We start from the raw sequence: 25,305 nt of genomic DNA on the forward strand, positions 1-25,305 counted from the left end.
CCAGCAGATCGCGCGCCGATCGCCCGGCAGGCAGCTGCTGCCAGCCGGAAATTCGTGACCAAAAAGGTGTCAGTCTGATGTTGAATACGCTGATCGTTGGTGCCAGCGGCTACGCTGGCGTTGAACTCGCGACCTGTCTGAATCGTCACCCTGAAGTGAACATAACCGCTTTAGCGGTTTCAGCGCAAAGCCCCGATGCAGGAAAATTGCTTTCCGATCTCCATCCGCAGTTGAAGGGCATCATCGATCTGCCGTTGCAGCCGCTCAGCAGCGCGGCGGATTTCGCTGGCAACGTTGACGTGGTGTTTCTGGCGACCGCGCATGAGGTGAGTCACGATCTCGCGCCCGCCTTTCTGGCCGCAGGCTGCGTGGTATTCGATCTGTCCGGCGCGTTCCGCGTAAACAATCCCGATTTTTATACTGATTTTTATGGCTTCCCGCATCAGCACCCGGACTGGCTGGACAAAGCGGTATATGGCCTTGCCGAGTGGCAGCAGGAAAAAATCAAAGAGGCCCGGCTGATCGCCGTGCCGGGCTGCTATCCCACCGCCGCGCAGCTGGCCCTGAAACCGCTGGTGCAGGCAGGACTGCTGAATGACGCGCAGTGGCCGGTGATCAACGCCACCAGCGGCGTCAGCGGCGCGGGCCGCAAGGCCTCGGTGACCACCAGCTTTTGCGAAGTCAGCCTGCAACCTTACGGCATCTTCAACCATCGTCATCATCCTGAAATTACCGCACATCTGGGCATTCCGGTGATCTTCACCCCGCATCTGGGCAACTTCCCGCGCGGCATTCTGGCGACCACCACCTGCCGTCTGAAGGCGGGAATCACCCGCGAGGACGTGGCGGAAGCGTTTCACAATGCCTATCACGATAAGCCGCTGGTGCGCCTGTACGATAAAGGCGTGCCGTCCATTAAGGCCGTGGCGGGCCTGCCGTTCTGCGATATCGGTTTTGCCGTGCAGGGCGAACACCTGATCGTGGTGTCAGCGGAAGATAACCTGCTAAAGGGCGCCTCAACGCAGGCCGTGCAGTGTCTGAATATTCGTTTCGGTTTTCCTGAAACGCAGTCACTTATTTAATCAGCGAGTAAGACCATGACCAATCCATTAATTATCAAACTCGGCGGCGTGCTGCTGGACAGCGAAGAAGCGCTGGAAAAGTTGTTTACCGCGCTGGCAAGCTGGCGCGAATCGCATCAGCGCCCGTTGTTAATCGTTCACGGCGGCGGTTACCTGGTGGATGAGCTGATGAAGAAGCTCGCGCTGCCGGTGAAAAAGAAAAACGGCCTGCGGGTCACGCCTGCGGATCAAATCGATATCATTACCGGCGCGCTGGCGGGCACAGCGAACAAAACCCTGCTGGCCTGGTCGAAAAAACACGGTCTTGAAGCGGTCGGCCTCTGCCTGGGCGACGGCGGCAGCGTTAACGTCGCGCAGTTTGATGAAGAGCTGGGCCACGTCGGCAACGCCACGCCCGGTTCGCCAAAACTGCTGAACACGCTGCTCAACGGCGGTTTTCTGCCGGTGATCAGCTCTATCGGCATTACCGAAGACGGTAAGCTGATGAACGTTAACGCCGATCAGGCCGCCACCGCGCTGGCTTCCACGTTGGGCGCGGATCTGATCCTGCTGTCGGACGTCAGCGGTATTCTGGATGGCAAAGGCCAGCGCATTGAAGAGATGACCGCCGCCAGGGCAGAGCAGCTTATTGCGCAGGGCATCATCACCGACGGCATGATTGTGAAAGTGAATGCCGCGCTGGACGCCGCCCGCACGCTGGGCCGCCCGGTTGATATCGCCAGCTGGCGCCATGCCGAACAGCTACCCACTCTTTTTAACGGCGTGTCCATTGGCACCCGTATCCTCGCTTAACCGTATTCAAGGAAAAGATTATGCAAGACAAGAGCATTAAAAAGATCGTTCTGGCCTACTCCGGCGGCCTGGATACCTCGGCCATTATTCCCTGGCTGAAAGAAAACTATGGCGGCTGTGAAGTGGTTGCGTTCGTTGCCGATATCGGCCAGGAGCGCGGCGATCTGGAAGGCGTTGAGCAAAAAGCGTTGCAGTCCGGCGCATCAGAGTGCCACGTGGTCGATCTGCGTGAAGAATTTATCAGCGACTACGTTTACCCCGTTCTGCAAACCGGCGCGCTGTACGAAGGCACCTATCTGCTGGGCACCTCAATGGCGCGTCCGATTATCGCCAAAGCGCAGGTCGAACTGGCGCTTAAAGTGGGCGCGGATGCGCTGTGCCACGGCGCAACCGGCAAAGGGAACGACCAGGTGCGTTTCGAAACCACCTATACCGCGCTGGCGCCACAGCTGAAAGTCGTTGCACCGTGGCGCGAATGGGATCTGCGTTCGCGCGAGGCGCTGCTGGATTACCTGAAAGCGCGTAACATCCCGACCACCGCGTCGCTGGAGAAAATCTACAGCCGTGATGAAAACGCCTGGCATATCTCCACCGAAGGCGGCGTGCTGGAAAGCCCGTCAAATGCGCCGAACAAGGATTGCTGGGTCTGGACCATCGATCCGCTGGAAGCGCCAGACCAGCCAGAACAGGTCACCGTGCGCGTAGAAAAAGGGCGCGTGGTGGCGGTGAACGGCGAAACGTTAAGCCCGTTCCAGTGTCTGGAAAAGCTTAACGTGCTGGGCGCGAAGCACGGCGTCGGTCGTATTGATATTGTTGAAAACCGTCTGGTCGGCATTAAGTCGCGCGGCTGTTATGAAACGCCCGGCGGCACTATTATGGTCAATGCGCTGCGGGCGGTAGAGCAGCTGGTGCTCGATCGCGACAGCTTCAAATGGCGCGAACAGCTGGGCCACGAAATGTCCTATGTGGTTTACGACGGCCGCTGGTTCGCGCCGCTGCGTAAATCCATCCAGGCCGCCGCCGAATCGCTGGCGGAAGAGGTAAACGGCGAGGTGGTGCTGCAACTCTATAAAGGCCAGGCGACGGCGATTGAAAAACGCTCCGCGAACAGCCTCTACTCCGAAGAGTTCGCGACCTTTGGCGAAGATGAAGTCTACGATCATCGTCACGCGGGCGGCTTTATCCGTCTGTTCTCGCTCTCTTCACGCATCCGTGCGCTGAACGAAAAGAAATAAAATCGTACGGGGCGGCGCACTTCCGCCCTGTTCACGCGTCATCATTAAAATTTTAGGGAGCACTGACATGGCACTTTGGGGTGGACGTTTTACTCAGGCCGCAGACCAGCGTTTTAAACTGTTTAACGACTCGCTGCGCTTCGACTATCGCCTGGCGGAGCAGGATATTGTCGGGTCCGTTGCCTGGTCCAAAGCGCTGGTAACCGTTAATGTGTTGACCACGGAAGAGCAGCAGCAGTTGGAAAGCGCGCTGAATACGCTGCTGGAAGAGGTGCGCGCCAACCCGCAGCAGATCCTCGAAAGCGATGCTGAAGATATTCACAGCTACGTGGAAGGCCGGTTGATCGACAAAGTGGGCGCGCTGGGTAAAAAACTGCATACCGGGCGCAGCCGTAACGATCAGGTCGCCACCGATCTGAAGCTCTGGTGCAAGGCACAAGTCGGCGAATTGCTGATCGCCATCCGCCAGTTGCAGCAGGCGCTGGTCGCCACCGCCACAGCGAATCAGGACGCGGTAATGCCTGGCTACACGCATCTTCAGCGCGCGCAACCGGTGACGTTTGCGCACTGGTGCCTGGCCTACGTTGAGATGCTGGCACGCGATGAGAGTCGGCTCGAAGATACGCTGAAGCGACTGGACGTCAGCCCGCTGGGCTGCGGCGCGCTGGCGGGAACGGCCTATGAGATTGACCGCGAGCAGCTGGCGGGCTGGTTAGGCTTCACCTCCGCGACGCGCAACAGCCTGGATACCGTTTCTGACCGCGATCACGTACTGGAACTGCTTTCCGATGCGTCCATCGGCATGGTGCATCTGTCGCGTTTTGCTGAAGATCTGATTTTCTTCAATACCGGCGAGGCGGGATTTGTTGAGCTGTCTGACAAGGTTACCTCCGGCTCTTCGCTGATGCCGCAGAAGAAAAACCCGGATGCGCTGGAGCTGATCCGCGGTAAATGCGGCCGCGTGCAGGGCGCGCTGACGGCGATGACCATGACGCTGAAGGGATTGCCGCTGGCCTATAACAAAGACATGCAGGAAGACAAAGAAGGGCTGTTTGACGCGCTGGATACCTGGTCCGACTGCCTGCATATGGCGGCGCTGGTGCTGGACGGCATTCAGGTGATGCGCCCACGCTGTCAGGAAGCGGCAGAGCAGGGCTACGCGAACGCGACCGAACTGGCCGACTATCTGGTGGCGAAGGGCGTGCCGTTCCGCGAGGCGCATCATATCGTGGGGGAAGTGGTGGTCGCGGCAATCGCGCAGGGCGTGGCGCTTGAAGCGTTGCCGCTCGGCGAATTACAGCGCTATAGCAGCGTGATCGGTGATGATGTGTATGCGATTCTGTCGTTGCAGTCCTGCCTGGAGAAACGGAACGCAAAAGGCGGCGTTTCGCCTCAGCAGGTTGCCGGGGCGATCGGGAATGCGACGCAACGGCTGGGCAAATAATAACGAGAGGCCAGCGCTGCTGGCCTTTTCACGTTTACGCCATGAAAAACTGTTCTAAATCGTCGCTGCCGCCGATATGACGTCCGCCAATGTAAACCTGCGGCACGGTGGAACGGCCGGTAACGGCGCGCAGACTGACGGTAGTGGCATCCTGACCAAGCACAATCTCTTCATACTGAATACCGCGATCGTGCAGCATCTGCTTGGCTTTGGCGCAGAACGAGCAGCCCGGCTTGGTAAACAGCGAAACGGACTCCTGCACCTTAAATTCAGGCGCCAGATAGCGCAGCATGGTATCCGCATCTGACACTTCAAACGGGTCGCCCGGCTTGTTCGGCTCAACAAACATCTTTTCTACCACGCCGTTGCGTACCAGCATGGAGTAACGCCATGAGCGTGGACCAAAGCCCAAATCGGCTTTTTCAACCAGCATGTTCATGCCGCGCGTAAAGTCGCCGTTGCCATCAGGAATGAAGGTGATGTGCTCCGCATGCTGATCGGCTTTCCAGGCGTTCATCACGAAGGTGTCATTCACTGACACGCACAGAATGCTGTCCACGCCGTGCTTCTGGAAAACGCCCGCCAGTTCGTTATAACGCGGCAGGTGGCTTGACGAGCAGGTGGGCGTAAAGGCGCCGGGTAACGAGAAGACGATAACCGTTTTGTCTTTGAACAGCTCGTCCGTGCTCACATCAATCCACCGGTCGCCCTGACGCGTATGAAAAATAACCTGTGGTACTGATTTACCTTCCTGAGTTGCAAACATAGAACCTCTGAATGATGGTGTAAAAGGAGTCGTTCGATTTCTGTGGAACATTATTCAGGCCCGCGCTTGATAGGGATAATCGTTGGTTGCTATCCTATTTATCGCTACGGACTATCGTGGCTCGGAGGATAAGATGAACATTCGCGATCTGGAATACCTTGTAGCGCTGGCGGAATTCCGCCATTTCCGCCGTGCGGCGGATGCCTGTCACGTCAGTCAGCCAACGCTGAGCGGGCAGATTCGTAAGCTGGAAGATGAACTGGGCGTCATGCTGTTGGAACGTACCAGCCGTAAGGTGCTGTTTACCCAGGCCGGTTTATTGCTGGTGGATCAGGCCCGCACCGTATTACGCGAGGTGAAGGTGCTGAAAGAGATGGCCAGCCAACAGGGTGAAGAGATGTCCGGCCCGCTGCATATCGGCCTGATCCCCACCGTCGGCCCCTATTTGCTGCCGCAGATTGTGCCCATGCTGCACAAAACCTTTCCCAGGCTCGAGATGTATCTGCATGAAGCGCAAACGCAGCAGCTTCTGGCGCAGCTCGACAGTGGCAAACTCGACTGTGCCATTCTGGCGCTGGTTAAAGAGTCAGAGGCGTTTATCGAAGTGCCGCTGTTTGATGAACCGATGAGGCTGGCGATCTATCAGGACCACCCATGGCACGATCGCGACCGTGTGCCGATGGCCGATCTGGCTGGCGAAAAACTGCTGATGCTGGAGGACGGGCACTGCCTGCGCGATCAGGCGATGGGCTTTTGTTTTCAGGCGGGCGCCGACGAAGACAAACACTTCCGCGCCACCAGCCTGGAGACGCTGCGCAATATGGTTGCCGCAGGCAGCGGCATTACGCTACTGCCCGCCCTGGCGGTGCCGAAGGAGCGCGTACGCGATGGCGTTTGTTACCTTACGTGTCACAAGCCGGAGCCACAGCGCACTATCGCGCTGGTCTATCGTCCCGGTTCGCCACTGCGCAGCCGCTATGAGCAGCTGGCAGAGGCAATTCGCCAGCACATGCAGGATAGCATGGCGTTAAAACAGCCGGTTCAGACCGTTTAACGCCGCCACGCGATAGGCTTCGGCCATGGTGGGATAATTGAAGGTGGTATTAACGAAGTATTCGATCGTGTTGCCACCGTTTTTCTGCTCCATGATGGCCTGGCCGATGTGCACGATCTCCGCCGCGTGTTCGCCAAAGCAGTGAATGCCGAGGATCTCTTTGGTTTCACGGTGGAAAAGGATTTTCAGGCTGCCCACGTTCATACCGATGATCTGCGCGCGCGCCAGATGCTTGAACTGCGCGCGACCCACTTCATACGGCACTTTCATCGCCGTCAGCTGCTGTTCGGTTTTGCCGACGGAGCTGATTTCAGGAATGGTGTAAATCCCGGTAGGAATGTCTTCAATCAGATGCGCGTTGGCTTCGCCTTTGATCAATGCCTGTGCGGCGAGGCGTCCCTGATCGTAGGCGGCTGACGCCAGGCTCGGGTAACCAATGACGTCGCCTACCGCATAAATATGCGGCTGCGCCGTCTGGTACATGCTGTTCACCTTGAGCAGACCGCGGCCGTCGGCTTCCAGACCCACATTTTCCAGCGAGAGCGAGTCGGTGTTGCCGGTGCGTCCGTTGGCATAGAGCAGGCAGTCGGCTTTGACTTTTTTACCCGACTTCAAATGCACGATCACGCCGTCGCTGACGCCTTCGATTTTCTCAAACTCTTCGTTATGGCGGATGACCACGCCGTTGTTCCAGAAGTGATAAGAGAGCGAGTCCGAAATCTCCTGATCGAGAAAGGCCAACAGATGGTCGCGCGTGTTGATCAGGTCAACTTTGACCCCCAGTCCGCGAAAAATCGACGCATATTCGCAGCCGATCACGCCGGCGCCGTAAATAATTACGTGGCTGGGTTCGTGATGAAGATCGAGAATGGAGTCGCTGTCGTAAATGCGCGAATGCGTGAAGTCCACTTCCGGCGGACGATAAGGCCGCGAGCCGCAGGCAATAACAAATTTCCCGGCGGTCAGGCGTTCGACAGAGCCGTCATGCGCTTTAATTTCCAGCGTGTTCGCGTCCAGAAAGCGTGCGTCGCCCTGATAGAGCGCACAGCGGTTGCGTTCATAAAAACCCTGACGCATCCGGGTTTGCTGGCTGATGACATTTTCAGTGTGGGTCAGAATATCGGCAAAGGAAGAGCGTAGAAGGCGGCTGTGATCGCTGTAGAGTGGATTCTGGTTAAATTCGATAATACGGCTGACGGCGTGGCGTAGCGCCTTGGAGGGGATGGTTCCCCAATGGGTACAACCGCCGCCGATGTTGTGATAACGCTCAATGACAGCGATGCGCGCGCCTTGTTTCAGCAGGCCCATTGCCGCACCTTCGCCGCCGGGACCGGAACCGATCACAATGGCGTCGTAATCATAAGAGTTTGACATACTCATGCGTCCTGGTTCTTATACAAATTTTCAACGAGATTCTAACATCTCCTTGACCACTTCCCAATTCAATCGCCTTTTTTTGCCATTAATTGTTCAGAAAAAAAGGTTAACAGGGGCTCACAAAGTGATACCGCTGTTCGCTGAAATTTTTGTTATAGTGCCTGGATGAAAGCAATAACAGGCAGAATAATGGGCGTCAGAGCGCAGCAAAAAGAACGAACTCGGCGTACGCTGATTGAGGCCGCATTCAGTCAGCTCAGCGCTGAGCGAAGTTTCGCCAGTCTCAGCCTGCGCGAGGTGGCGCGTGAAGCCGGGATTGCGCCAACCTCATTTTACCGTCACTTTCGCGATGTTGATGAATTAGGTCTGACAATGGTAGACGAAAGCGGCCTGATGCTTCGTCAACTGATGCGCCAGGCACGCCAGCGTATCGCCAAAGGCGGCAGCGTTATTCGCACCTCTGTCGCCACGTTTATGGAATTTATCGGCGATAATCCCAATGCGTTCCGCCTGTTGCTGCGCGAACGCTCAGGTACTTCGGCGGCGTTTCGTGCGGCGGTTGCCCGTGAAATTCAACACTTTATTGCTGAACTGGCAGACTATCTGGAAATTGAAAACCGGATGCCGCGCAGCTTTACGGAAGCGCAGGCCGAAGCGATGGTGATCATTGTGTTTAACGCTGGCGCAGAGGCGCTTGATATTGACGCCGCTCAGCGCCGTCAGTTGGAAGAGCGGCTGGTATTGCAGCTCAGGATGATTTCCAAAGGCGCATATTACTGGTATCGACGTGAACAGGAGAGGCTGGCGGTCACGCTGGAATCCCATGACTAAAGGACAGAGACATGAGTTTAGCCCCAAATCGTGACAGAGGGACGCTGCTGCTGTCTTTTCTGGTCGGCCTGTCGGTTAATGGCACATTTTCCGTGCTGTTCAGTGCCTGGGTGCCGTTCTCCGTGTTTCCGCTTATTGCGCTGGGTCTGTCGGCCTGGTGCCTCCATCAGCGCTATCTTAATCGCTCAATGCCCAACGGCATGCCGTCGCTGGCGGCGGCGTTTTTCCTGCTGGGCATCCTGCTCTACAGCGCCGTGGTGCGGGCGGAGTATCCGCAAATCGGCTCCAATTTCGTGCCGACGACCCTGATGGTGGCGCTGGTTTTCTGGATTGGCCTCAGGATCAGGTCGCGCAGAGGCGAATAAAACGTCAGCTTTTCCGCGTCAGCAGCACGCCACACTCCATATGGTGCGTGTAGGGGAACTGATCGAACAGCGCCAGACGCGTTACCTCGTGCGTGGCGGCGAGCGTTTCCAGATTGGCGCACAGCGTTTCCGGGTTGCAGGAGATATACAGGATGCGTGGATACGCCTGTACCATTTTCACCGTTTCCTCATCCAGCCCGCTGCGCGGCGGATCGACAAAAATCGTTTCGCACTGATAGCTGCTGAGATCGATGCCCTCCAGACGGTTGAACGAGCGTACGCCATTCATCGCCTGCGTAAACTCTTCCGCCGCCATGCGAATAATCTGCACGTTGTCGATATTATTGACCGCAATATTATATTGCGCCGAGGCCACCGACGGCTTGGCGATCTCCGTGGCCAGCACTCGCCGGAAGTTGCGCGCCAGCGCCAGCGAAAAGTTACCGTTGCCGCAGTAAAGCTCAAGGAGATCGCCGTTGGCGTCTTTTGTCACGTCCAGCGCCCACTCCAGCATCTGGATATTTACCGCTGCGTTAGGCTGCGTAAAACTGTTCTCTATTTGACGATAGACCATCTCTTTCCCGGCAACCGGCAGGCGCTCGTCAACGAAATCCCTGTCGAGGCAGATTTTGGTTTTGGTGGCGCGGCCAATTAAATGGACGTCGAAGCCCTGCGCACGCAGCGTATCCCGCAACTGCGTTGCCGCCTGGCGCCACTCGTCGGTCAGCGCCCGGTGATAGAGCATCGATACGAGAATTTGATTGCTCATGGTAGAGAGATAGTCAAGCTGGAAAAGCTTGTGGCGCAGAACCGGCTCATCACGCAGCGCTGCGATCATCTGCGGCATCAGATCGTTGATCAACCGGCTGGCGGCGGGAAAGCGGTCTACCCGAATACGCTGACGGGTCTGCTGGTCAAAGATGATGTGATAAAGATCGTCTCCATCGTGCCAGAGGCGGAACTCGGCGCGCATCCGGTAGTGACTGTCCGGCGAACGAAAAACCTCGACGTTTTGCGCGGTGAAAGGCGTCATCAGCGTTTTCAGCCGGACAACTTTCTCTTCAAGTTGGGCATCGTAGCGTTCTGTCGGCAGCTTTTCGGGGGTCATTTTCTGTCCTGATGGGTTGCGGCTTTATTGCCCGGCGATTGTAGGGATTCATCGGGCAATGTCCAGCGTTGTCCATGTACAGCCCGCCTCCGATGTCTGGATTTTCCGCTGTTTTGAACATAAGATGCGCTGCCGGCCTTTTACGAGTTAAAAGGGAATCCAGTGCAAAGCTGGAGCTGACGCGCAGCGGTAGGGAATGTCGTGGTGATTGCTGATGCAGACACTGTCTTTCGACGGGAAGTCTTCACCATTTATGATTCCGAGCCCGAAGACCTGCCGGCGTTACGTCGCACTTCATATGATTATCGCGTGCTATTGATCGTATGCCTGCGGCATCCTGCACGATTTTTTGGATGCTTTGTCACAATGAAAAAGAATAACACCACGCTGTTGGCATTTGGCGCAACGGCGATTTCCCTCTGGGCGCAAAACGGCTTCGCGCAGGAAACGCTGGTCACCACCGCCAGCCGTTTCGCCGAACCGGTTTCTTCCGTGCTGGCGCCCACTTCCGTCGTTACGCGTGAAGAGATTGACCGCTGGCAGTCAAAAAGCGTGGCGGACGTGATGCGTCGCCTGCCCGGCGTCGATATCGCACAGAATGGCGGGCTGGGACAGCAAAGTTCGCTGTTCATTCGCGGTACAGAATCCCGCCACGTGCTGGTGCTGGTCGATGGCGTGCGCCTGAATCAGGCAGGCATCAGCGGCTCTTCCGACCTCAGCCAGATCCCCATTTCTCTTGTGCAGCGTATCGAGTACGTGCGCGGCGCGCGGTCTGCGGTGTACGGTTCGGATGCGATCGGCGGCGTGGTGAATATTATAACCGGTCGCGATAAGCCTGGTACGACGCTCTCGGCAGGTACGGGCTCTAACGGCTATCAGTCCTACGACGGTTCCACGCAGCAAATGCCCGGCAACGACACGCGCGTAACGCTGGCCGGAAACTACACCTATACCAAAGGGTTTGACGTGGTGGCGAATTACCCCGACGCCTTTGGCGATACGCCACAGAAAGACCGGGACGGTTTCATGAGCAAGACGGTCTATGGCGCTATCGAGCAGCAGTTTAATGACGAATTCAGCGGTTTTGTTCGTGGTTATGGATTTGATAACCGTACGGCCTATGACGGCAGCCCGACCTATGTTCAGCCCGATACGTTTGTGGATACGCGACAGCTTTACAGCCAGACGTGGGACAGCGGGCTGAAATACAATAATGGCGATTACTCTTCCCGGCTTGTTGCCAGCTACAGTCATGCGAAAGATTATAATTACAGCCCGGATTTGGGGCGTTACGCCTCTTCCGCCTCGCTGGATGATTCTCAACAGTATAATTTGCAATGGGGCAACAATGTTGCCATCGGCAACGGCAGCGTAAGCGGCGGTGTTGACTGGCAGAAACAAACCATCGAACCCGGCACGGCCTATGTGAATGACAGCCGCCAGGTTACCAACACCGGACTTTATGCTACTGCCCAGCAAAAAGCAGGAACGGTTACGCTCGAAGGCGCTCTTCGCGGCGATGACCATTCTGAATTCGGCTGGCATGAAACCTGGCAAACCAGCGCTGCCTGGGAATTTGTTGAAGGCTATCGGCTGCTCGCCAGTTACGGCACCGCCTTTAAAGCGCCAACGCTCGGCCAGCTCTATGGTTCTTTTGGCGGCAACAGCGATCTCAATCCTGAAGAGAGCAAGCAGTGGGAAGCGGGCGTTGAAGGGCTTACGGGGCCTGTCAGCTGGCATCTCTCCGGCTACAAAAACCTCATCGACAGCCTGATTGATTATAATTCGGCAACAAATAATTATTTCAATGTTAATAAGGCTGCAATCAAGGGGCTTGAAGCAACCGCCTCTTTTGATACCGGGCCGGTAACGCATCAGCTCTCTTATGACTACATTGATGCGCGTAATGCTGAAACAGATGAAATCCTCCTTCGCCGTGCTAAGCAGCAGGTGAAATATCAGTTGGACTGGACGCTTTATGAGTTCGACTGGGCAGTCAGCTATCACTATTCAGGGCAGCGCTACGATCGGCAATACGCGCAAAATCCTGACGGTGATATCGTTAAGCTCGGCGGCGTGAACCTGTGGGATCTCGCCGTTTCATATCCGGTCACGTCTCAACTGATCGTTCGTGGTAGAATCGCCAACCTGTTCGATAAAGATTACGAGACAGTTTATGGCTATCAAACTGCGGGACGAGAGTATTACCTTACCGGCAGCTATACCTTCTGAAAAACGCCCAACGGTGCTGGTTTTTGATTCCGGCGTTGGTGGGCTCTCTGTCTATGATGAGATCCGGCAGCTATTACCGGATCTTCATTATCTCTACGTATTTGATAATGTCGCCTTTCCGTATGGCGAGAAATCAGAAGCCTTTATCATTGAACGCGTTCTTGAAATTGTTGACGCCGCCAGCAAGCGTTATCCGTTGGCGCTGGTGGTAATCGCCTGCAACTCGGCCAGCACCGTGACGCTCCCTGCGCTACGCCAGCGTTTCGAATTTCCCGTTGTGGGCGTGGTGCCGGCGATTAAACCTGCCGCGCGTCTGACGAGGAACGGCGTTGTCGGTCTGTTGGCAACCCGTGGAACGGTGAAACGCCCTTATACGCATGAGCTGGTGGCACGCTTTGCCAGCGAATGCAAAACCGAGATGCTCGGTTCCGCAGAACTGGTCGAACTGGCAGAAGCGAAACTGCATGGTGAAACGGTGCCTCTCGAAAGCGTTCGGCGCATTCTGCAACCCTGGCTGCGAATGAAAGAGCCGCCGGATACGGTTGTTTTAGGCTGTACGCATTTTCCATTATTGAATGAAGAGCTTCTTCAGGTGTTGCCTGAAGGCACGCGCCTGGTGGACTCCGGCGCAGCAATCGCCCGAAGAACGGCCTGGCTATTAGAAAATGCCTCGCCGGATGCTTGCTCCGCCGATGACAGTGTTGCTTTCTGTATGGATATTACTGAGCATACAGCGCGATTATTACCCGTATTACAGCGCTACGGCTTTGTAAGGCTTGAAAAGCTGTCTCTTCAGGGCGGAAATGGGTAAAAAATGGCCGGTCAGACATTTTTTTGCAAATTGCGCTTGTCTGCCGCAGGGAAGTCCCTATAATGCGCCACCACTGACACGGAACAACGGCCTGACGGTCGCCGGTTCAGGAAGAGAAAAGAGAAAAAACTCTTGACTCTTCAGCGGGAAAGCGTATTATCTGCACCCCGCGCCACACGAGATATGTGGCACTGCTCTTTAACAATTTATCAGACAATCTGTGTGGGCACTCGCAGGATTGATATCACAGCCTTCGGGCAAACGAAATATCAAGTCTTTGTTGAGTGAACACGTAATTCATTACGACGTTTTAATTCACAGAGCACCGCCATCCACGTGATGGCAAATCAGACTTTAATTGAAGAGTTTGATCATGGCTCAGATTGAACGCTGGCGGCAGGCCTAACACATGCAAGTCGAACGGTAGCACAGAGGAGCTTGCTCCTCGGGTGACGAGTGGCGGACGGGTGAGTAATGTCTGGGGATCTGCCCGGTAGAGGGGGATAACCACTGGAAACGGTGGCTAATACCGCATAATCTCGCAAGAGCAAAGTGGGGGACCTTCGGGCCTCACACTACCGGATGAACCCAGATGGGATTAGCCAGCTGGTGAGGTAACGGCTCACCAGGGCGACGATCCCTAGCTGGTCTGAGAGGATGACCAGCCACACTGGAACTGAGACACGGTCCAGACTCCTACGGGAGGCAGCAGTGGGGAATATTGCACAATGGGCGCAAGCCTGATGCAGCCATGCCGCGTGTATGAAGAAGGCCTTCGGGTTGTAAAGTACTTTCAGCGGGGAGGAAGGGTGGAGAGCGAATAACTTTTCACATTGACGTTACCCGCAGAAGAAGCACCGGCTAACTCCGTGCCAGCAGCCGCGGTAATACGGAGGGTGCAAGCGTTAATCGGAATTACTGGGCGTAAAGCGCACGCAGGCGGTCTGTTAAGTCAGATGTGAAATCCCCGGGCTCAACCCGGGAACTGCATTTGAAACTGGCAGGCTTGAGTCTCGTAGAGGGGGGTGGAATTCCAGGTGTAGCGGTGAAATGCGTAGAGATCTGGAGGAATACCGGTGGCGAAGGCGGCCCCCTGGACGAAGACTGACGCTCAGGTGCGAAAGCGTGGGGAGCAAACAGGATTAGATACCCTGGTAGTCCACGCCGTAAACGATGTCGATTTGGAGGCTGTGAGCTTGACTCGTGGCTTCCGTAGCTAACGCGTTAAATCGACCGCCTGGGGAGTACGGCCGCAAGGTTAAAACTCAAATGAATTGACGGGGGCCCGCACAAGCGGTGGAGCATGTGGTTTAATTCGATGCAACGCGAAGAACCTTACCTGGTCTTGACATCCACGGAATCGGGCAGAGATGCCTGAGTGCCTTCGGGAGCCGTGAGACAGGTGCTGCATGGCTGTCGTCAGCTCGTGTTGTGAAATGTTGGGTTAAGTCCCGCAACGAGCGCAACCCTTATCCTTTGTTGCCAGCGATTCGGTCGGGAACTCAAAGGAGACTGCCGGTGATAAACCGGAGGAAGGTGGGGATGACGTCAAGTCATCATGGCCCTTACGACCAGGGCTACACACGTGCTACAATGGCGCATACAAAGAGAAGCGACCTCGCGAGAGCAAGCGGACCTCATAAAGTGCGTCGTAGTCCGGATCGGAGTCTGCAACCCGACTCCGTGAAGTCGGAATCGCTAGTAATCGTGGATCAGAATGCCACGGTGAATACGTTCCCGGGCCTTGTACACACCGCCCGTCACACCATGGGAGTGGGTTGCAAAAGAAGTAGGTAGCTTAACCTTCGGGAGGGCGCTTACCACTTTGTGATTCATGACTGGGGTGAAGTCGTAACAAGGTAACCGTAGGGGAACCTGCGGTTGGATCACCTCCTTACCAGAAGATACTTTTTTGCGCAGTGTCCACAACAGATTGTCTGATAGAAGTAATGAGCAGAAAAAACCTCTACAGGCTTGTAGCTCAGGTGGTTAGAGCGCACCCCTGATAAGGGTGAGGTCGGTGGTTCAAGTCCACTCAGGCCTACCAAATTTCACCTCATGCGGCGTTATGCGCGCGGTCGTTTACGTAAGTAAACTTCCCTTCCGCATGCCTTGCCTGAGAAGAAATTAACGTGTTTTCCGCAGGGAAAAGACGTGACTCGGTTGAGTGGTAGTAAAGGTCTCTGCACACTGTATGGGGCTATAGCTCAGCTGGGAGAGCGCCTGCCTTGCACGCAGGAGGTCAGCGGTTCGATCCCGCTTAGCTCCACCATGCAGTCTGAAATCACTTCAGAGCGTACCGGTAACGGTGTGCTGTGAAGTATTTGCTCTTTAACAATCCGGAACAAGCTGAAAATTTGAAAACGACATAGTGGGTCACTCTGCGTATAGAGTGGCGCAAACACTATGGTCGGGTCTCTCAAATGCCTGCAACAGCATGTGTCCTCCGGGACGCTTGTGGGTTGTGAGGTTAAGTGACGAAGCGTACACGGTGGATGCCCTGGCAGTCAGAGGCGATGAAGGGCGTGCTAATCTGCGATAAGCGTCGGTAAGGTGATATGAACCGTTATACCCGACGATACCCGAATGGGGAAACCCGGTGCAATCCGTTGCATCATCGCAACATGAATACATAGTGTTGCGAGGCGAACCGGGGGAACTGAAACATCTAAGTACCCCGAGGAAAAGAAATCAACCGAGATTCCCCCAGTAGCGGCGAGCGAACGGGGAGGAGCCCGGAACCATCATCAGCGGTTGCGTCAGTGGAAGCGTCTGGAAAGTCGCACGATACAGGGTGAAAGTCCCGTACACGAAGATGCAGCCGTTGTGAGTTCGAAGAGTAGGGCGGGACACGTGGTATCCTGTCTGAATATGGGGGGACCATCCTCCAAGGCTAAATACTCCTGACTGACCGATAGTGAACCAGTACCGTGAGGGAAAGGCGAAAAGAACCCCGGCGAGGGGAGTGAAACAGAACCTGAAACCGTGTACGTACAAGCAGTGGGAGCCTCATTTATGGGGTGACTGCGTACCTTTTGTATAATGGGTCAGCGACTTGTATTCTGTAGCAAGGTTAACCGTATAGGGGAGCCGAAGGGAAACCGAGTCTTAACCGGGCGTTAAGTTGCAGGGTACAGACCCGAAACCCGGTGATCTAGCCATGGGCAGGTTGAAGGTTGGGTAACACTAACTGGAGGACCGAACCGACTGATGTTGAAAAATCAGCGGATGACCTGTGGCTGGGGGTGAAAGGCCAATCAAACCGGGAGATAGCTGGTTCTCCCCGAAAGCTATTTAGGTAGCGCCTCGTGAACTCATCTCCGGGGGTAGAGCACTGTTTCGGCTAGGGGGCCATCCCGGCTTACCAACCCGATGCAAACTGCGAATACCGGAGAATGTTATCACGGGAGACACACGGCGGGTGCTAACGTCCGTCGTGAAGAGGGAAACAACCCAGACCGCCAGCTAAGGTCCCAAAGTCATGGTTAAGTGGGAAACGATGTGGGAAGGCCCAGACAGCCAGGATGTTGGCTTAGAAGCAGCCATCATTTAAAGAAAGCGTAATAGCTCACTGGTCGAGTCGGCCTGCGCGGAAGATGTAACGGGGCTAAACCATGCACCGAAGCTGCGGCAGCGACGCGAATGCGTTGTTGGGTAGGGGAGCGTTCTGTAAGCCGTCGAAGGTGGACTGTGAGGTCTGCTGGAGGTATCAGAAGTGCGAATGCTGACATAAGTAACGATAAAGCGGGTGAAAAGCCCGCTCGCCGGAAGACCAAGGGTTCCTGTCCAACGTTAATCGGGGCAGGGTGAGTCGACCCCTAAGGCGAGGCCGAAAGGCGTAGTCGATGGGAAACAGGTTAATATTCCTGTACTCGGTGTTACTGCGAAGGGGGGACGGAGAAGGCTATGTTGGCCGGGCGACGGTAGTCCCGGTTTAAGCGTGTAGGTGTGTGTTCCAGGCAAATCCGGTTCACTTTACACTGAGGCGTGATGACGAGGCACCACGGTGCTGAAGCAACAAATGCCCTGCTTCCAGGAAAAGCCTCTAAGCATCAGGTAACACAGAATCGTACCCCAAACCGACACAGGTGGTCAGGTAGAGAATACCAAGGCGCTTGAGAGAACCCGGGTGAAGGAACTAGGCAAAATGGTGCCGTAACTTCGGGAGAAGGCACGCTGGTGCGTAGGTGAAGTCACTTGCTGACGGAGCTGAAGCCAGTCGAAGATACCAGCTGGCTGCAACTGTTTATTAAAAACACAGCACTGTGCAAACACGAAAGTGGACGTATACGGTGTGACGCCTGCCCGGTGCCGGAAGGTTAATTGATGAGGTTATCCGTAAGGAGAAGCTTTTGATCGAAGCCCCGGTAAACGGCGGCCGTAACTATAACGGTCCTAAGGTAGCGAAATTCCTTGTCGGGTAAGTTCCGACCTGCACGAATGGCGTAATGATGGCCAGGCTGTCTCCACCCGGGACTCAGTGAAATTGAACTCGCTGTGAAGATGCAGTGTACCCGCGGCAAGACGGAAAGACCCCGTGAACCTTTACTACAGCTTGACACTGAACACTGAGCCTTGATGTGCAGGATAGGTGGGAGGCTTTGAAGCGTGGACGCCAGTCTGCGCGGAGCCATCCTTGAAATACCACCCTTTAATGTTTGGTGTTCTAACCTTGCGCCGTGATCCGGCGCGGGGACAGTGTCTGGTGGGTAGTTTGACTGGGGCGGTCTCCTCCCAAAGCGTAACGGAGGAGCACGAAGATTGGCTAATCACGGTCGGACATCGTGAGGTTAGTGCAAAGGCATAAGCCAGTTTGACTGCGAGAGTGACGGCTCGAGCAGGTGCGAAAGCAGGTCTTAGTGATCCGGTGGTTCTGAATGGAAGGGCCATCGCTCAACGGATAAAAGGTACTCCGGGGATAACAGGCTGATACCGCCCAAGAGTTCATATCGACGGCGGTGTTTGGCACCTCGATGTCGGCTCATCACATCCTGGGGCTGTAGCAGGTCCCAAGGGTACGGCTGTTCGCCGTTTAAAGTGGTACGCGAGCTGGGTTTAGAACGTCGTGAGACAGTTCGGTCCCTATCTGCCGTGGGCGCTGGAGAATTGAGAGGGTTTGCTCCCAGTACGAGAGGACCGGAGTGAACGCACCACTGGTGTACGGGTTGTCATGCCAATGGCACTGCCCGGTAGCTAAGTGCGGAACGGATAAGCGCTGAAAGCATCTAAGCGCGAAACCAGCCTCGAGATGAGTTCTCCCTGAGTCCTTGCGACTCCTGAAGGGACGTTGAAGACGACGACGTTGATAGGCCGGATGTGTAAGCGCAGCGATGCGTTGAGCTGACCGGTACTAATGACCCGAGAGGCTTAACCTTACAACGCCAGAAGCGTTCTGGTGGTATTGAGAGACGAAGAAGAATTTTCAGCGGATGTTCCGGATAACAGAATTTGCCTGGCGGCTCTAGCGCGGTGGTCCCACCTGACCCCATGCCGAACTCAGAAGTGAAACGCCGTAGCGCCGATGGTAGTGTGGGGTCTCCCCATGTGAGAGTAGGGAACTGCCAGGCATCATATTAAGGTTCATACGAACCGTGACCTCTCCGGTGACGCGGAAAGGGCGACATACCTGATATCAGAAGCAACATTCTGAATTCAGTCCAGAATCGGTGGAGCGGTAGTTCAGTTGGTTAGAATACCTGCCTGTCACGCAGGGGGTCGCGGGTTCGAGCCCCGTCCGTTCCGCCACCCTATTTAGGGGCGTAGTTCAATTGGTAGAGCACCGGTCTCCAAAACCGGGTGTTGGGGGTTCGAGTCCCTCCGCCCCTGCCAGATAATAATCCTTTGCTCCGGCAAAGGATTTTTTTTGATCTTAATTCAGCCACACACGCTTATTCTTTCAAATAATGACCGGTAAACCGATCATTATTCCCACAGCTGAACCTGTTATACGTTGACTGGAAACTTCAATAGCTGGCGTATATAGGCCTGCTGATCGCTGTTTTGCAACCAAACCGCATAAAGTGGCCGCATAGCAACAGGCGTATCCGGAATGACAGTTAAGTCCGGGTATTCGTTATGCCAGACGTCCGGCAGAAATGCGCAGGCGCCGGTGGTATGCAAAAGCTGTCGCGTCAAATGCGCCGACGTGGTGGTTAAGACAGGCACGTCGTCAGCGCCTGCCAGATAACTTTCATGTTGATGAAAATCGGCTCCCCATTCCAGCTTGATGTAGTCATATTTTTCGCGTTTATCCAGCCTCTGCGAACGAAACAGCATCAAAGAAATATGACCAATCTGCTGGCTTGTCAGCTCATCCATTTTGGGCGCTTCAGTGGTGATCAACAAATCTAACTGCCGTTCATGAAGCTGCTTAACCAATAAATGCCGTTGCGCAACACGCGCTTCAAGATGGAGACTTTCTCTGTTCTCATAAAGCGTTTGAAGCCACGGTGTAAGATAGGCTTCCCAAAGCGAGGCGCTGGCTCCAATGGATAACTCATGATGCTGCTGAGTATGTGATACTTCTTTTTTTGCCATCATCCAGGTGCTCATCAAACTTTCAGCATAAGGAAGAAGGCGTTCGCCCGCTGAAGTAAGCCGGATATTATTACGGTGGCGCGTGAAAAGGTTAACGCCAAGCTGGTTTTCCAACTGCCTGATTCGAAAACTTACGGCAGACTGAGTGAGATAGAGCGCTTCAGCGGCACGCCCAAAATGGCGGGTCCTGCTCACTTCAAGAAAGGTTTTAAGTAATTCCGTATCCACGTCTATCTCCAAAAAATCATTTGTCGTTATGATTTAAATGTTTTGTTTTACACTCTGTCAAGCGTATCTAATACTCCGCGCGATAAATAGCACGACCATAGAAGAGTCAGGAGCGTGTAAGATGGCGGAAAGCTTCGCAACAACTAATCGTTTTTTTGATAACAAACATTACCCGCGCGGGTTCTCACGTCACGGTGACTTCACCATAAAAGAAGCCCAACTTCTTGAGCGTTATGGTTACGCTTTTAACGAGTTGGATCTTGAAAAGCGTGCGCCGTCAACGGAAGAAGAGCGTCTGTTTATCGAAGTATGCCGCGGTATCCGCGAGCCTAACACAGAAGCAGAGCGGGTTTGGTCAAAATACATGACGCGCATTAAACGTCCAAAACGTTTTCATACCCTCTCCGGGGGAAAACCACAGATGGAAGGTGTGGAAGACTATTCAGATAGTGACGATTAAGAGAAAGGGCCTGAGGGCCCTTTTTTACGTCAGGGTTTTATGCAAATGAATGAGTAATCTGTCGATGCCCCGGTAGCTTATCGCTTCCTGAAGATGCTGTCGCATTAACGTTTTCTCGCCGGCCAAATCGGCAATGGTTCTGGCAACTTTCAGTATACGTTGCCATGCGCGAACCGAAAGCCCAAGCTGGTTGAGTACCTCCTCCAACCAAATGGCATCAGCATGGTTGATGTGGCAAACGTCCTGGATCTCTGAAGGATTAAGCGCCGCGTTAATTTTCCCGCTGCGTTTAAGCTGGCGTTCCCGCGCCGCCAGTACCCGATGGCGAACCGCCTCACTATTTTCAGACGGCTTATGTTCACTGCTCAGCGTTCCCGGTGGAAGAAGTGGCACCTCCATAGATAGATCAAAACGATCCAGGAAAGGGCCAGACAAACGGCTAAGATAACGCAGCGTCTGCTCTGGCGATGTGCGGTTATGTGAGCCGCTATAGTGGCCGGTCGGGCTGGGATTCATCGCTGCCACAAGCTGAAAGCGCGCGGGATAGATGACCTTAGCGCGAGCGCGAGAAATACAAATCTCTCCTGATTCGAGAGGCTCTCTCAGCGCCTCCAGCGTTTTACGATCAAACTCCGGTAGTTCGTCCAGAAAAAGCACGCCATTGTGAGCCAGAGAAATTTCACCCGGTTTAGGCAGAGAACCGCCGCCGACCAGGGCATAGCGCGAAGAAGAGTGGTGGGGCGCACGGAAGGGCCGCTGACGCCACTGCTTCTTCATTTCGCTGCCACTTAACAGGCTGGTGATTGCCGCGCTCTCAAGGGCTTCGCCGTCGCTGAGGGGCGGCATCAGCCCGACAAGCCGGTTCGCTAACATTGTTTTACCCGTTCCAGGTGGGCCGATGAGGAGAAGGTTGTGACCACCCGCTGCGGTAATTTCCAGCGCTCTTTTAGCCTGTTGCTGGCCAATAATATCCTGTAAATCGCCCCGCTGTTGTTGTATCTCTTCCTGAGAATAGTGAGCTGCCTCCAGCGATGTTTTACCATGTAAAAAAGCGCATATCTCAAGCAGATGCGTGCCGGTGAGGCAACCACCATTTTTGATGAGCCCGACCTCACTCAGATTATCAGCAGAGAGAACGAGCTGGCGATGAACCGCCGCCGCCGCCATCGCTGCCGGGATCGCGCCCTGTACGCCACGCAGAGCGCCCGTCAATGCCAGCTCTCCCAGGAATTCATAATGGCCCAGTTTGTCGGCTGGTATCTGCTCTGAGGCGGCCAGAATAGCGATTGCAATAGGAAGATCGTATCTTCCGCCCTCTTTAGGCAGATCGGCTGGCGCGAGGTTAACGGTAATACGCTTTGCCGGGAAGGTAAAACCACAGTTAATGAGTGCGCTGCGCACCCGCTCCCTCGCCTCTTTAACCGTTGTTTCAGGTAAACCTACCAGGGTAAGCGCCGGAAGCCCGTTACTCAAATGGACCTCAATTGATACCAGCGGCGCTTCAATACCAATGGCAGCCCGGGTGTATGCAATGGCCAACGACATAAATTCTCCTTGTTGTTCGCCAGTGTGAACAAACAAGGGAAGCGGTACGAGCCACAAAATTACCTTTCTGAAAGGCGTTCGAACATTTTTTTCACGGCATACATCGTGCGACAAATTTTTCAGAGGCCGCCCGAAAATTCCACTGTTCCCGTTTTTTCTGTCACGCAGACATTCAGAGACTTTAGTAAGCTTATTGCCTGAATGAAAAGGAATTTATCAATGACAGATAAGCGTGTGGAAAAATAAAAAGATAAAAAAATGTTGAATCATCTGCGCTAACTGTGATAACTCTGTAGGCATTACTTCGAACGAGTGAAAGAAAAGAATCTAAATGAAAGCCCTTCTAAGCGTCCTAAGCCTTGTCGTCATTAACGTCGTCGTGATTATTATCACGCCGTGCGGGGCTACGCTCGGAGGAAGAAAGGCTTAAAAATCAAGCCTGATTTCGAAAGAACCCCCGCACCGACAGGTCCGGGGGTTTTTTTTTGCCATATGAGACATGTCACAGGAACATAAAATGAACAGTAGAATAAAATGCTGTAGTTCCAGTAACGGAGCGGAGGAATAACTATGAATGGGGCTCAATGGGTGGTTCAGGCGTTGCGCGCGCAGGGCGTCGAAACTGTTTTCGGCTATCCGGGCGGCGCAATCATGCCGGTTTATGACGCGCTCTACGACGGCGGCGTGGAACATCTGTTGTGTCGACATGAGCAGGGCGCCGCGATGGGCGCGATAGGCTATGCGCGTTCGACCGGAAAAGTAGGCGTCTGCATCGCCACCTCCGGCCCTGGCGCAACCAACCTGATCACCGGGCTGGCTGATGCCATGATGGATTCAGTGCCGGTGGTTGCCATCACCGGGCAGGTGGCCTCTGGCTTAATCGGTACCGATGCCTTCCAGGAAATAGACGTACTTGGCCTCTCTTTGGCCTGTACAAAGCACAGCTTTCTGGTTGAAACGCTGGACGAACTGCCGGAAATCATGGCTGAAGCCTTTGCCATCGCGACGACGGGTCGTCCGGGCCCGGTACTGATTGATATTCCAAAGGACATTCAGCTGGCAAACGGCGAGCTGAATGCCCATTTGCTGCCGGTAGAAGACGAAGAAGCTTACCCGCATCAGGCGATCGAAGAGGCGCGATTGCTCCTTGCTCAGGCGAAGAAACCCATGCTTTATGTGGGCGGCGGTGTGGGCATGGCGGGCGCGGTTGATGCGCTTCGCGCATTTGCCCTGACCAGCGGTATCCCCAGCGTCGCAACACTGAAAGGCCTGGGCGCGCCCGATCCGGCGGATCCTTGCTATCTGGGCATGTTGGGCATGCACGGCACCAAAGCGGCGAACATTGCCGTTCAGCAGTGCGACCTGCTGATTGCCGTCGGCGCCCGCTTCGACGACCGCGTAACCGGTAAGTTAAACGCATTCGCGTCCAACGCGATCGTCATTCATATGGACATCGATCCCGCCGAGTTGAACAAACTCCGCCGGGCGCATATTTCACTGCGCGGCGATATGAACAAAATGCTGGCCGATCTGCATCATCCCGCCGACATCGGCGCCTGGCGTGAAGAGGTGCAGGCGCTGAAAGCTGCGCATCCGTGGCGCTATGATCATCCAGGCGAAGCGATCTACGCCCCGCTGTTTTTAAAACAGTTATCGGCGCGCAAACCGGAAAACGCGATTGTCACGACGGATGTAGGGCAGCATCAGATGTGGACGGCGCAACATATGGACTTCACTCGTCCCGAAAATTTCATTACCTCCAGCGGACTGGGCACCATGGGTTTTGGCCTGCCGGTTGCGATAGGCGCACAGGTCGCCCGCCCGCAGGATACGGTGATCTGCGTTTCTGGCGACGGTTCATTTATGATGAATATTCAGGAGCTGGGCACCATTAAGCGCAAAAATCTGCCGGTGAAAATCGTGCTGATAGACAACCAGCGCCTGGGTATGGTGCGCCAATGGCAGCAGCTGTTCTTCTCCGAGCGCTACAGCGAAACAAACCTCTCTGATAACCCCGATTTCCTTACCCTGGCCAGCGCATTTGATATTCCTGGTCAACGCATCACCCGAAAAGACCAGGTCGACGCTGCATTAGACGCTTTGCTAAACAGTGAAGGGCCGTATCTGCTCCACGTCGCTATTGATGAGCTTGAGAACGTCTGGCCCCTGGTGCCGCCTGGCGCCAGCAACGAAAACATGATGGAGAAAATTTTATGACGCAGCATCAATTGTCTATCGAAGCACGGTTCCGCCCCGAAATACTGGAGCGTATTTTACGCGTCGTCCGTCATCGCGGTTTCCAGATCTGCAACATGAACATGGCATCCGGGCTGAACACGGAAAACATTAATATTGAAATGACCGTTGCCAGTCAGCGCTCTGTCGATTTACTGTCAACACAATTAAGCAAACTGATGGATGTCGCTTGCGTACAGATCCAACACCAACAACAGACAACACAACAAATCCGCGCCTGAGCGCGAAAGGAAATAAGAATGACGAAGAAAGCTGACTTTATCTGGTTCAATGGCGAGATGGTTAAGTGGGAAGAGGCGAAGGTCAGCGTCATGTCCCACGCATTGCATTACGGTACGTCGGTGTTTGAAGGCGTTCGCTGCTATGAATCACACATCGGTCCGGTCGTCTTCCGCCATCGTGAACACATGCAGCGCCTGCGCGACTCGGCAAAAATCTATCGCTTCCCCGTCACCCAGAGCGTTGATCAGCTGATGGAAGCGTGCCGCGAGGTGCTGCGCGTCAATAACCTGAAAAGCGCTTACATTCGTCCGCTGATTTTTGTTGGTGATGTGGGTCTGGGCGTGAATCCGCCGGATGGCTACAGTACCGACGTGATTATCGCCGCGTTCCCGTGGGGCGCCTATCTGGGTGCGGAAGCGCTGGAGCAGGGCATCGACGCCATGGTGTCATCGTGGAACCGCGTTGCGCCCAACACGCTGCCTACTGCCGCAAAAGCGGGCGGTAACTATCTCTCTTCCCTGCTGGTGGGTAGCGAAGCACGTCGTCATGGCTATCAGGAAGGTATCGCGCTGGATACGCAGGGCTATATTTCCGAGGGCGCAGGCGAGAACCTGTTTGAAGTAAAAGACGGCATCCTGTTTACGCCGCCGTTCACCTCCTCGGCGCTGCCGGGCATTACCCGCGACGCGATTATCAAGCTGGCGCAGGATCTGGGCATTGAAGTTCGTGAGCAGGTGCTGTCGCGTGAATCGCTCTACCTGGCGGATGAGGTCTTTATGTCGGGCACCGCTGCGGAAATCACGCCGGTGCGTAGCGTGGATGGCATCCAGGTCGGCGAAGGCAAACGTGGCCCGGTTACGGCGCGCATTCAGTCGGCCTTCTTTGGCCTGTTTACCGGCGAAACCGAAGACAAATGGGGCTGGCTGGATCCGGTCAACCCATAACAAAACGCATTAAATG

At 54.9% G+C, this 25,305-nt stretch carries 19 protein-coding genes, 4 tRNA genes, 3 rRNA genes and 1 riboswitch; of the genes, 21 read left to right on the plus strand and 5 right to left on the minus strand.

Annotation, left to right across the window (positions count from 1 at the left end):
* The first annotated feature begins 77 nt into the window (after positions 1 to 77).
* The 4 genes from argC to argH all read left to right on the plus strand — a co-directional run bounded on the left by argC (position 78) and on the right by argH (position 4,553).
* On the plus strand, positions 78 to 1,082 hold the full coding sequence (argC, locus tag FA91_RS19495; protein WP_034919595.1) for an N-acetyl-gamma-glutamyl-phosphate reductase: 1,005 nt from the start codon (positions 78 to 80) through the stop codon (positions 1,080 to 1,082).
* A gap of 15 nt (positions 1,083 to 1,097) precedes the next feature.
* On the plus strand, positions 1,098 to 1,874 hold the full coding sequence (gene argB, locus FA91_RS19500) for an acetylglutamate kinase (RefSeq protein ID WP_034918551.1): 777 nt from the start codon (positions 1,098 to 1,100) through the stop codon (positions 1,872 to 1,874).
* Between the two features lie 20 nt (positions 1,875 to 1,894).
* Positions 1,895 to 3,109, plus strand: coding sequence for an argininosuccinate synthase (locus tag FA91_RS19505; RefSeq protein ID WP_034918552.1), 1,215 nt, complete (start codon positions 1,895 to 1,897; stop codon positions 3,107 to 3,109).
* A 67-nt stretch (positions 3,110 to 3,176) separates the two neighbouring features.
* Positions 3,177 to 4,553, plus strand: a complete 1,377-nt coding sequence (argH, locus tag FA91_RS19510) for an argininosuccinate lyase (protein ID WP_034918554.1) — start codon at positions 3,177 to 3,179, stop codon at positions 4,551 to 4,553.
* A 34-nt stretch (positions 4,554 to 4,587) separates the two neighbouring features.
* Here the strand turns inward: argH and FA91_RS19515 are convergent, their stop codons facing one another.
* Positions 4,588 to 5,319 carry a glutathione peroxidase gene (locus tag FA91_RS19515; protein ID WP_034918557.1) on the minus strand — a complete coding sequence of 244 codons (732 nt, stop codon included), beginning with the start codon at positions 5,317 to 5,319 and terminating at the stop codon, positions 4,588 to 4,590.
* A gap of 133 nt (positions 5,320 to 5,452) precedes the next feature.
* Between FA91_RS19515 and oxyR the strand changes: the two genes are divergently transcribed.
* Entirely contained in the window at positions 5,453 to 6,373 is a 921-nt protein-coding gene (oxyR, locus tag FA91_RS19520; protein ID WP_034918559.1) for a DNA-binding transcriptional regulator OxyR, read from the plus strand.
* Here oxyR and sthA read toward each other — a convergent pair.
* Positions 6,347 to 7,747 carry a Si-specific NAD(P)(+) transhydrogenase gene (gene sthA / locus FA91_RS19525; protein WP_034918561.1) on the minus strand — a complete coding sequence of 467 codons (1,401 nt, stop codon included), beginning with the start codon at positions 7,745 to 7,747 and terminating at the stop codon, positions 6,347 to 6,349. The two genes, oxyR and sthA, sit on opposite strands and share 27 nt — an antisense overlap.
* Before the next feature lie 192 nt (positions 7,748 to 7,939).
* Here sthA and fabR point away from each other — a divergent pair, with 192 nt between their 5' ends.
* Both fabR and FA91_RS19535 read left to right on the plus strand, forming a co-directional pair.
* Positions 7,940 to 8,581 (plus strand): HTH-type transcriptional repressor FabR, encoded by a 642-nt coding sequence (fabR, locus tag FA91_RS19530; protein WP_034918563.1) that lies wholly within the window; start codon positions 7,940 to 7,942, stop codon positions 8,579 to 8,581.
* Between the two features lie 11 nt (positions 8,582 to 8,592).
* Positions 8,593 to 8,946, plus strand: coding sequence for a YijD family membrane protein (locus tag FA91_RS19535; protein WP_034918566.1), 354 nt, complete (start codon positions 8,593 to 8,595; stop codon positions 8,944 to 8,946).
* A gap of 4 nt (positions 8,947 to 8,950) precedes the next feature.
* Here FA91_RS19535 and trmA read toward each other — a convergent pair whose 3' ends face one another.
* The gene (trmA, locus tag FA91_RS19540) at positions 8,951 to 10,054 is read right to left on the minus strand and encodes a tRNA (uridine(54)-C5)-methyltransferase TrmA (protein ID WP_034918568.1); all 1,104 of its coding nucleotides are present in this window, start codon (positions 10,052 to 10,054) and stop codon (positions 8,951 to 8,953) included.
* Positions 10,055 to 10,170: 116 nt separating this feature from the next.
* A riboswitch (cobalamin riboswitch) is annotated at positions 10,171 to 10,350 on the plus strand.
* A gap of 70 nt (positions 10,351 to 10,420) precedes the next feature.
* Here trmA and btuB point away from each other — a divergent pair.
* From btuB to FA91_RS19585, 9 genes are all read left to right on the plus strand, one after another.
* Complete coding sequence (btuB, locus tag FA91_RS19545) at positions 10,421 to 12,286, plus strand: TonB-dependent vitamin B12 receptor BtuB (RefSeq protein ID WP_034919596.1); 1,866 nt, start codon at positions 10,421 to 10,423, stop codon at positions 12,284 to 12,286.
* Complete coding sequence (gene murI / locus FA91_RS19550) at positions 12,231 to 13,097, plus strand: glutamate racemase (protein ID WP_034918569.1); 867 nt, start codon at positions 12,231 to 12,233, stop codon at positions 13,095 to 13,097. Before btuB ends, murI begins: the two co-directional genes overlap by 56 nt.
* A gap of 355 nt (positions 13,098 to 13,452) precedes the next feature.
* Positions 13,453 to 14,994, plus strand: a 16S ribosomal RNA gene (locus FA91_RS19555).
* Between the two features lie 73 nt (positions 14,995 to 15,067).
* Positions 15,068 to 15,144: transfer RNA gene (locus FA91_RS19560), tRNA-Ile, on the plus strand.
* Between the two features lie 149 nt (positions 15,145 to 15,293).
* Positions 15,294 to 15,369 (plus strand) — tRNA-Ala (locus FA91_RS19565).
* Between the two features lie 196 nt (positions 15,370 to 15,565).
* A 23S ribosomal RNA gene (locus tag FA91_RS19570) occupies positions 15,566 to 18,472 on the plus strand.
* Positions 18,473 to 18,548: 76 nt separating this feature from the next.
* Positions 18,549 to 18,664 (plus strand): 5S ribosomal RNA (rrf, locus tag FA91_RS19575).
* Together the 16S, 23S and 5S rRNA genes with 4 tRNA genes alongside form the textbook arrangement of a ribosomal RNA operon.
* A gap of 101 nt (positions 18,665 to 18,765) precedes the next feature.
* Positions 18,766 to 18,842, plus strand: a tRNA-Asp gene (locus FA91_RS19580).
* 8 nt (positions 18,843 to 18,850) lie between these two features.
* A tRNA-Trp gene (locus FA91_RS19585) sits at positions 18,851 to 18,926 on the plus strand.
* Positions 18,927 to 19,040: 114 nt separating this feature from the next.
* On the opposite strand, the gene hdfR is transcribed toward FA91_RS19585, so the two are convergent.
* The gene (gene hdfR / locus FA91_RS19590) at positions 19,041 to 19,862 is read right to left on the minus strand and encodes an HTH-type transcriptional regulator HdfR (protein ID WP_034918570.1); all 822 of its coding nucleotides are present in this window, start codon (positions 19,860 to 19,862) and stop codon (positions 19,041 to 19,043) included.
* Positions 19,863 to 19,983: 121 nt separating this feature from the next.
* On the opposite strand from hdfR, the gene FA91_RS19595 reads away from it, so the two are divergent.
* The gene (locus tag FA91_RS19595) at positions 19,984 to 20,322 is read left to right on the plus strand and encodes a DUF413 domain-containing protein (RefSeq protein WP_034918571.1); all 339 of its coding nucleotides are present in this window, start codon (positions 19,984 to 19,986) and stop codon (positions 20,320 to 20,322) included.
* Positions 20,323 to 20,346: 24 nt separating this feature from the next.
* Here FA91_RS19595 and FA91_RS19600 read toward each other — a convergent pair whose 3' ends face one another.
* Positions 20,347 to 21,867, minus strand: a complete 1,521-nt coding sequence (locus FA91_RS19600) for a YifB family Mg chelatase-like AAA ATPase (protein ID WP_034918572.1) — start codon at positions 21,865 to 21,867, stop codon at positions 20,347 to 20,349.
* 331 nt (positions 21,868 to 22,198) lie between these two features.
* On the opposite strand from FA91_RS19600, the gene FA91_RS21140 reads away from it, so the two are divergent.
* The 4 genes from FA91_RS21140 (at position 22,199) to FA91_RS19615 (ending at position 25,289) form a co-directional block, all read left to right on the plus strand.
* A complete protein-coding gene (locus FA91_RS21140; RefSeq protein WP_152601420.1) occupies positions 22,199 to 22,297 on the plus strand; it encodes an IlvGEDA operon leader peptide in 99 nt (32 codons plus the stop codon).
* A 140-nt stretch (positions 22,298 to 22,437) separates the two neighbouring features.
* A complete protein-coding gene (ilvG, locus tag FA91_RS19605) occupies positions 22,438 to 24,084 on the plus strand; it encodes an acetolactate synthase 2 catalytic subunit (RefSeq protein ID WP_034918573.1) in 1,647 nt (548 codons plus the stop codon).
* The gene (ilvM, locus tag FA91_RS19610; protein WP_034918574.1) at positions 24,081 to 24,344 is read left to right on the plus strand and encodes an acetolactate synthase 2 small subunit; all 264 of its coding nucleotides are present in this window, start codon (positions 24,081 to 24,083) and stop codon (positions 24,342 to 24,344) included. Before ilvG ends, ilvM begins: the two co-directional genes overlap by 4 nt.
* Before the next feature lie 18 nt (positions 24,345 to 24,362).
* On the plus strand, positions 24,363 to 25,289 hold the full coding sequence (locus FA91_RS19615; protein WP_034918575.1) for a branched-chain amino acid transaminase: 927 nt from the start codon (positions 24,363 to 24,365) through the stop codon (positions 25,287 to 25,289).
* Positions 25,290 to 25,305 lie beyond the last annotated feature (16 nt).

It is taken from the genome of Erwinia sp. 9145, from assembly GCF_000745075.1.
Classification (GTDB): Bacteria; Pseudomonadota; Gammaproteobacteria; order Enterobacterales; family Enterobacteriaceae; genus Erwinia; species Erwinia oleae.

Coding starts and splice junctions, on each gene's coding strand:
- trmA (WP_034918568.1), bottom strand. CDS start 10,054: ATGACCCCCGAAAAGCTGCCGACAGAACGCTACGATGCCCAACTTGAA.
- btuB (WP_034919596.1), top strand. CDS start 10,421: ATGAAAAAGAATAACACCACGCTGTTGGCATTTGGCGCAACGGCGATT.
- ilvG (WP_034918573.1), top strand. CDS start 22,438: ATGAATGGGGCTCAATGGGTGGTTCAGGCGTTGCGCGCGCAGGGCGTC.
- argH (WP_034918554.1), top strand. CDS start 3,177: ATGGCACTTTGGGGTGGACGTTTTACTCAGGCCGCAGACCAGCGTTTT.
- FA91_RS19515 (WP_034918557.1), bottom strand. CDS start 5,319: ATGTTTGCAACTCAGGAAGGTAAATCAGTACCACAGGTTATTTTTCAT.
- argC (WP_034919595.1), top strand. CDS start 78: ATGTTGAATACGCTGATCGTTGGTGCCAGCGGCTACGCTGGCGTTGAA.
- argB (WP_034918551.1), top strand. CDS start 1,098: ATGACCAATCCATTAATTATCAAACTCGGCGGCGTGCTGCTGGACAGC.
- FA91_RS19615 (WP_034918575.1), top strand. CDS start 24,363: ATGACGAAGAAAGCTGACTTTATCTGGTTCAATGGCGAGATGGTTAAG.
- FA91_RS19600 (WP_034918572.1), bottom strand. CDS start 21,867: ATGTCGTTGGCCATTGCATACACCCGGGCTGCCATTGGTATTGAAGCG.
- FA91_RS19535 (WP_034918566.1), top strand. CDS start 8,593: ATGAGTTTAGCCCCAAATCGTGACAGAGGGACGCTGCTGCTGTCTTTT.
- FA91_RS21140 (WP_152601420.1), top strand. CDS start 22,199: ATGAAAGCCCTTCTAAGCGTCCTAAGCCTTGTCGTCATTAACGTCGTC.
- fabR (WP_034918563.1), top strand. CDS start 7,940: ATGGGCGTCAGAGCGCAGCAAAAAGAACGAACTCGGCGTACGCTGATT.
- FA91_RS19595 (WP_034918571.1), top strand. CDS start 19,984: ATGGCGGAAAGCTTCGCAACAACTAATCGTTTTTTTGATAACAAACAT.
- sthA (WP_034918561.1), bottom strand. CDS start 7,747: ATGTCAAACTCTTATGATTACGACGCCATTGTGATCGGTTCCGGTCCC.
- murI (WP_034918569.1), top strand. CDS start 12,231: ATGGCTATCAAACTGCGGGACGAGAGTATTACCTTACCGGCAGCTATA.
- FA91_RS19505 (WP_034918552.1), top strand. CDS start 1,895: ATGCAAGACAAGAGCATTAAAAAGATCGTTCTGGCCTACTCCGGCGGC.
- ilvM (WP_034918574.1), top strand. CDS start 24,081: ATGACGCAGCATCAATTGTCTATCGAAGCACGGTTCCGCCCCGAAATA.
- oxyR (WP_034918559.1), top strand. CDS start 5,453: ATGAACATTCGCGATCTGGAATACCTTGTAGCGCTGGCGGAATTCCGC.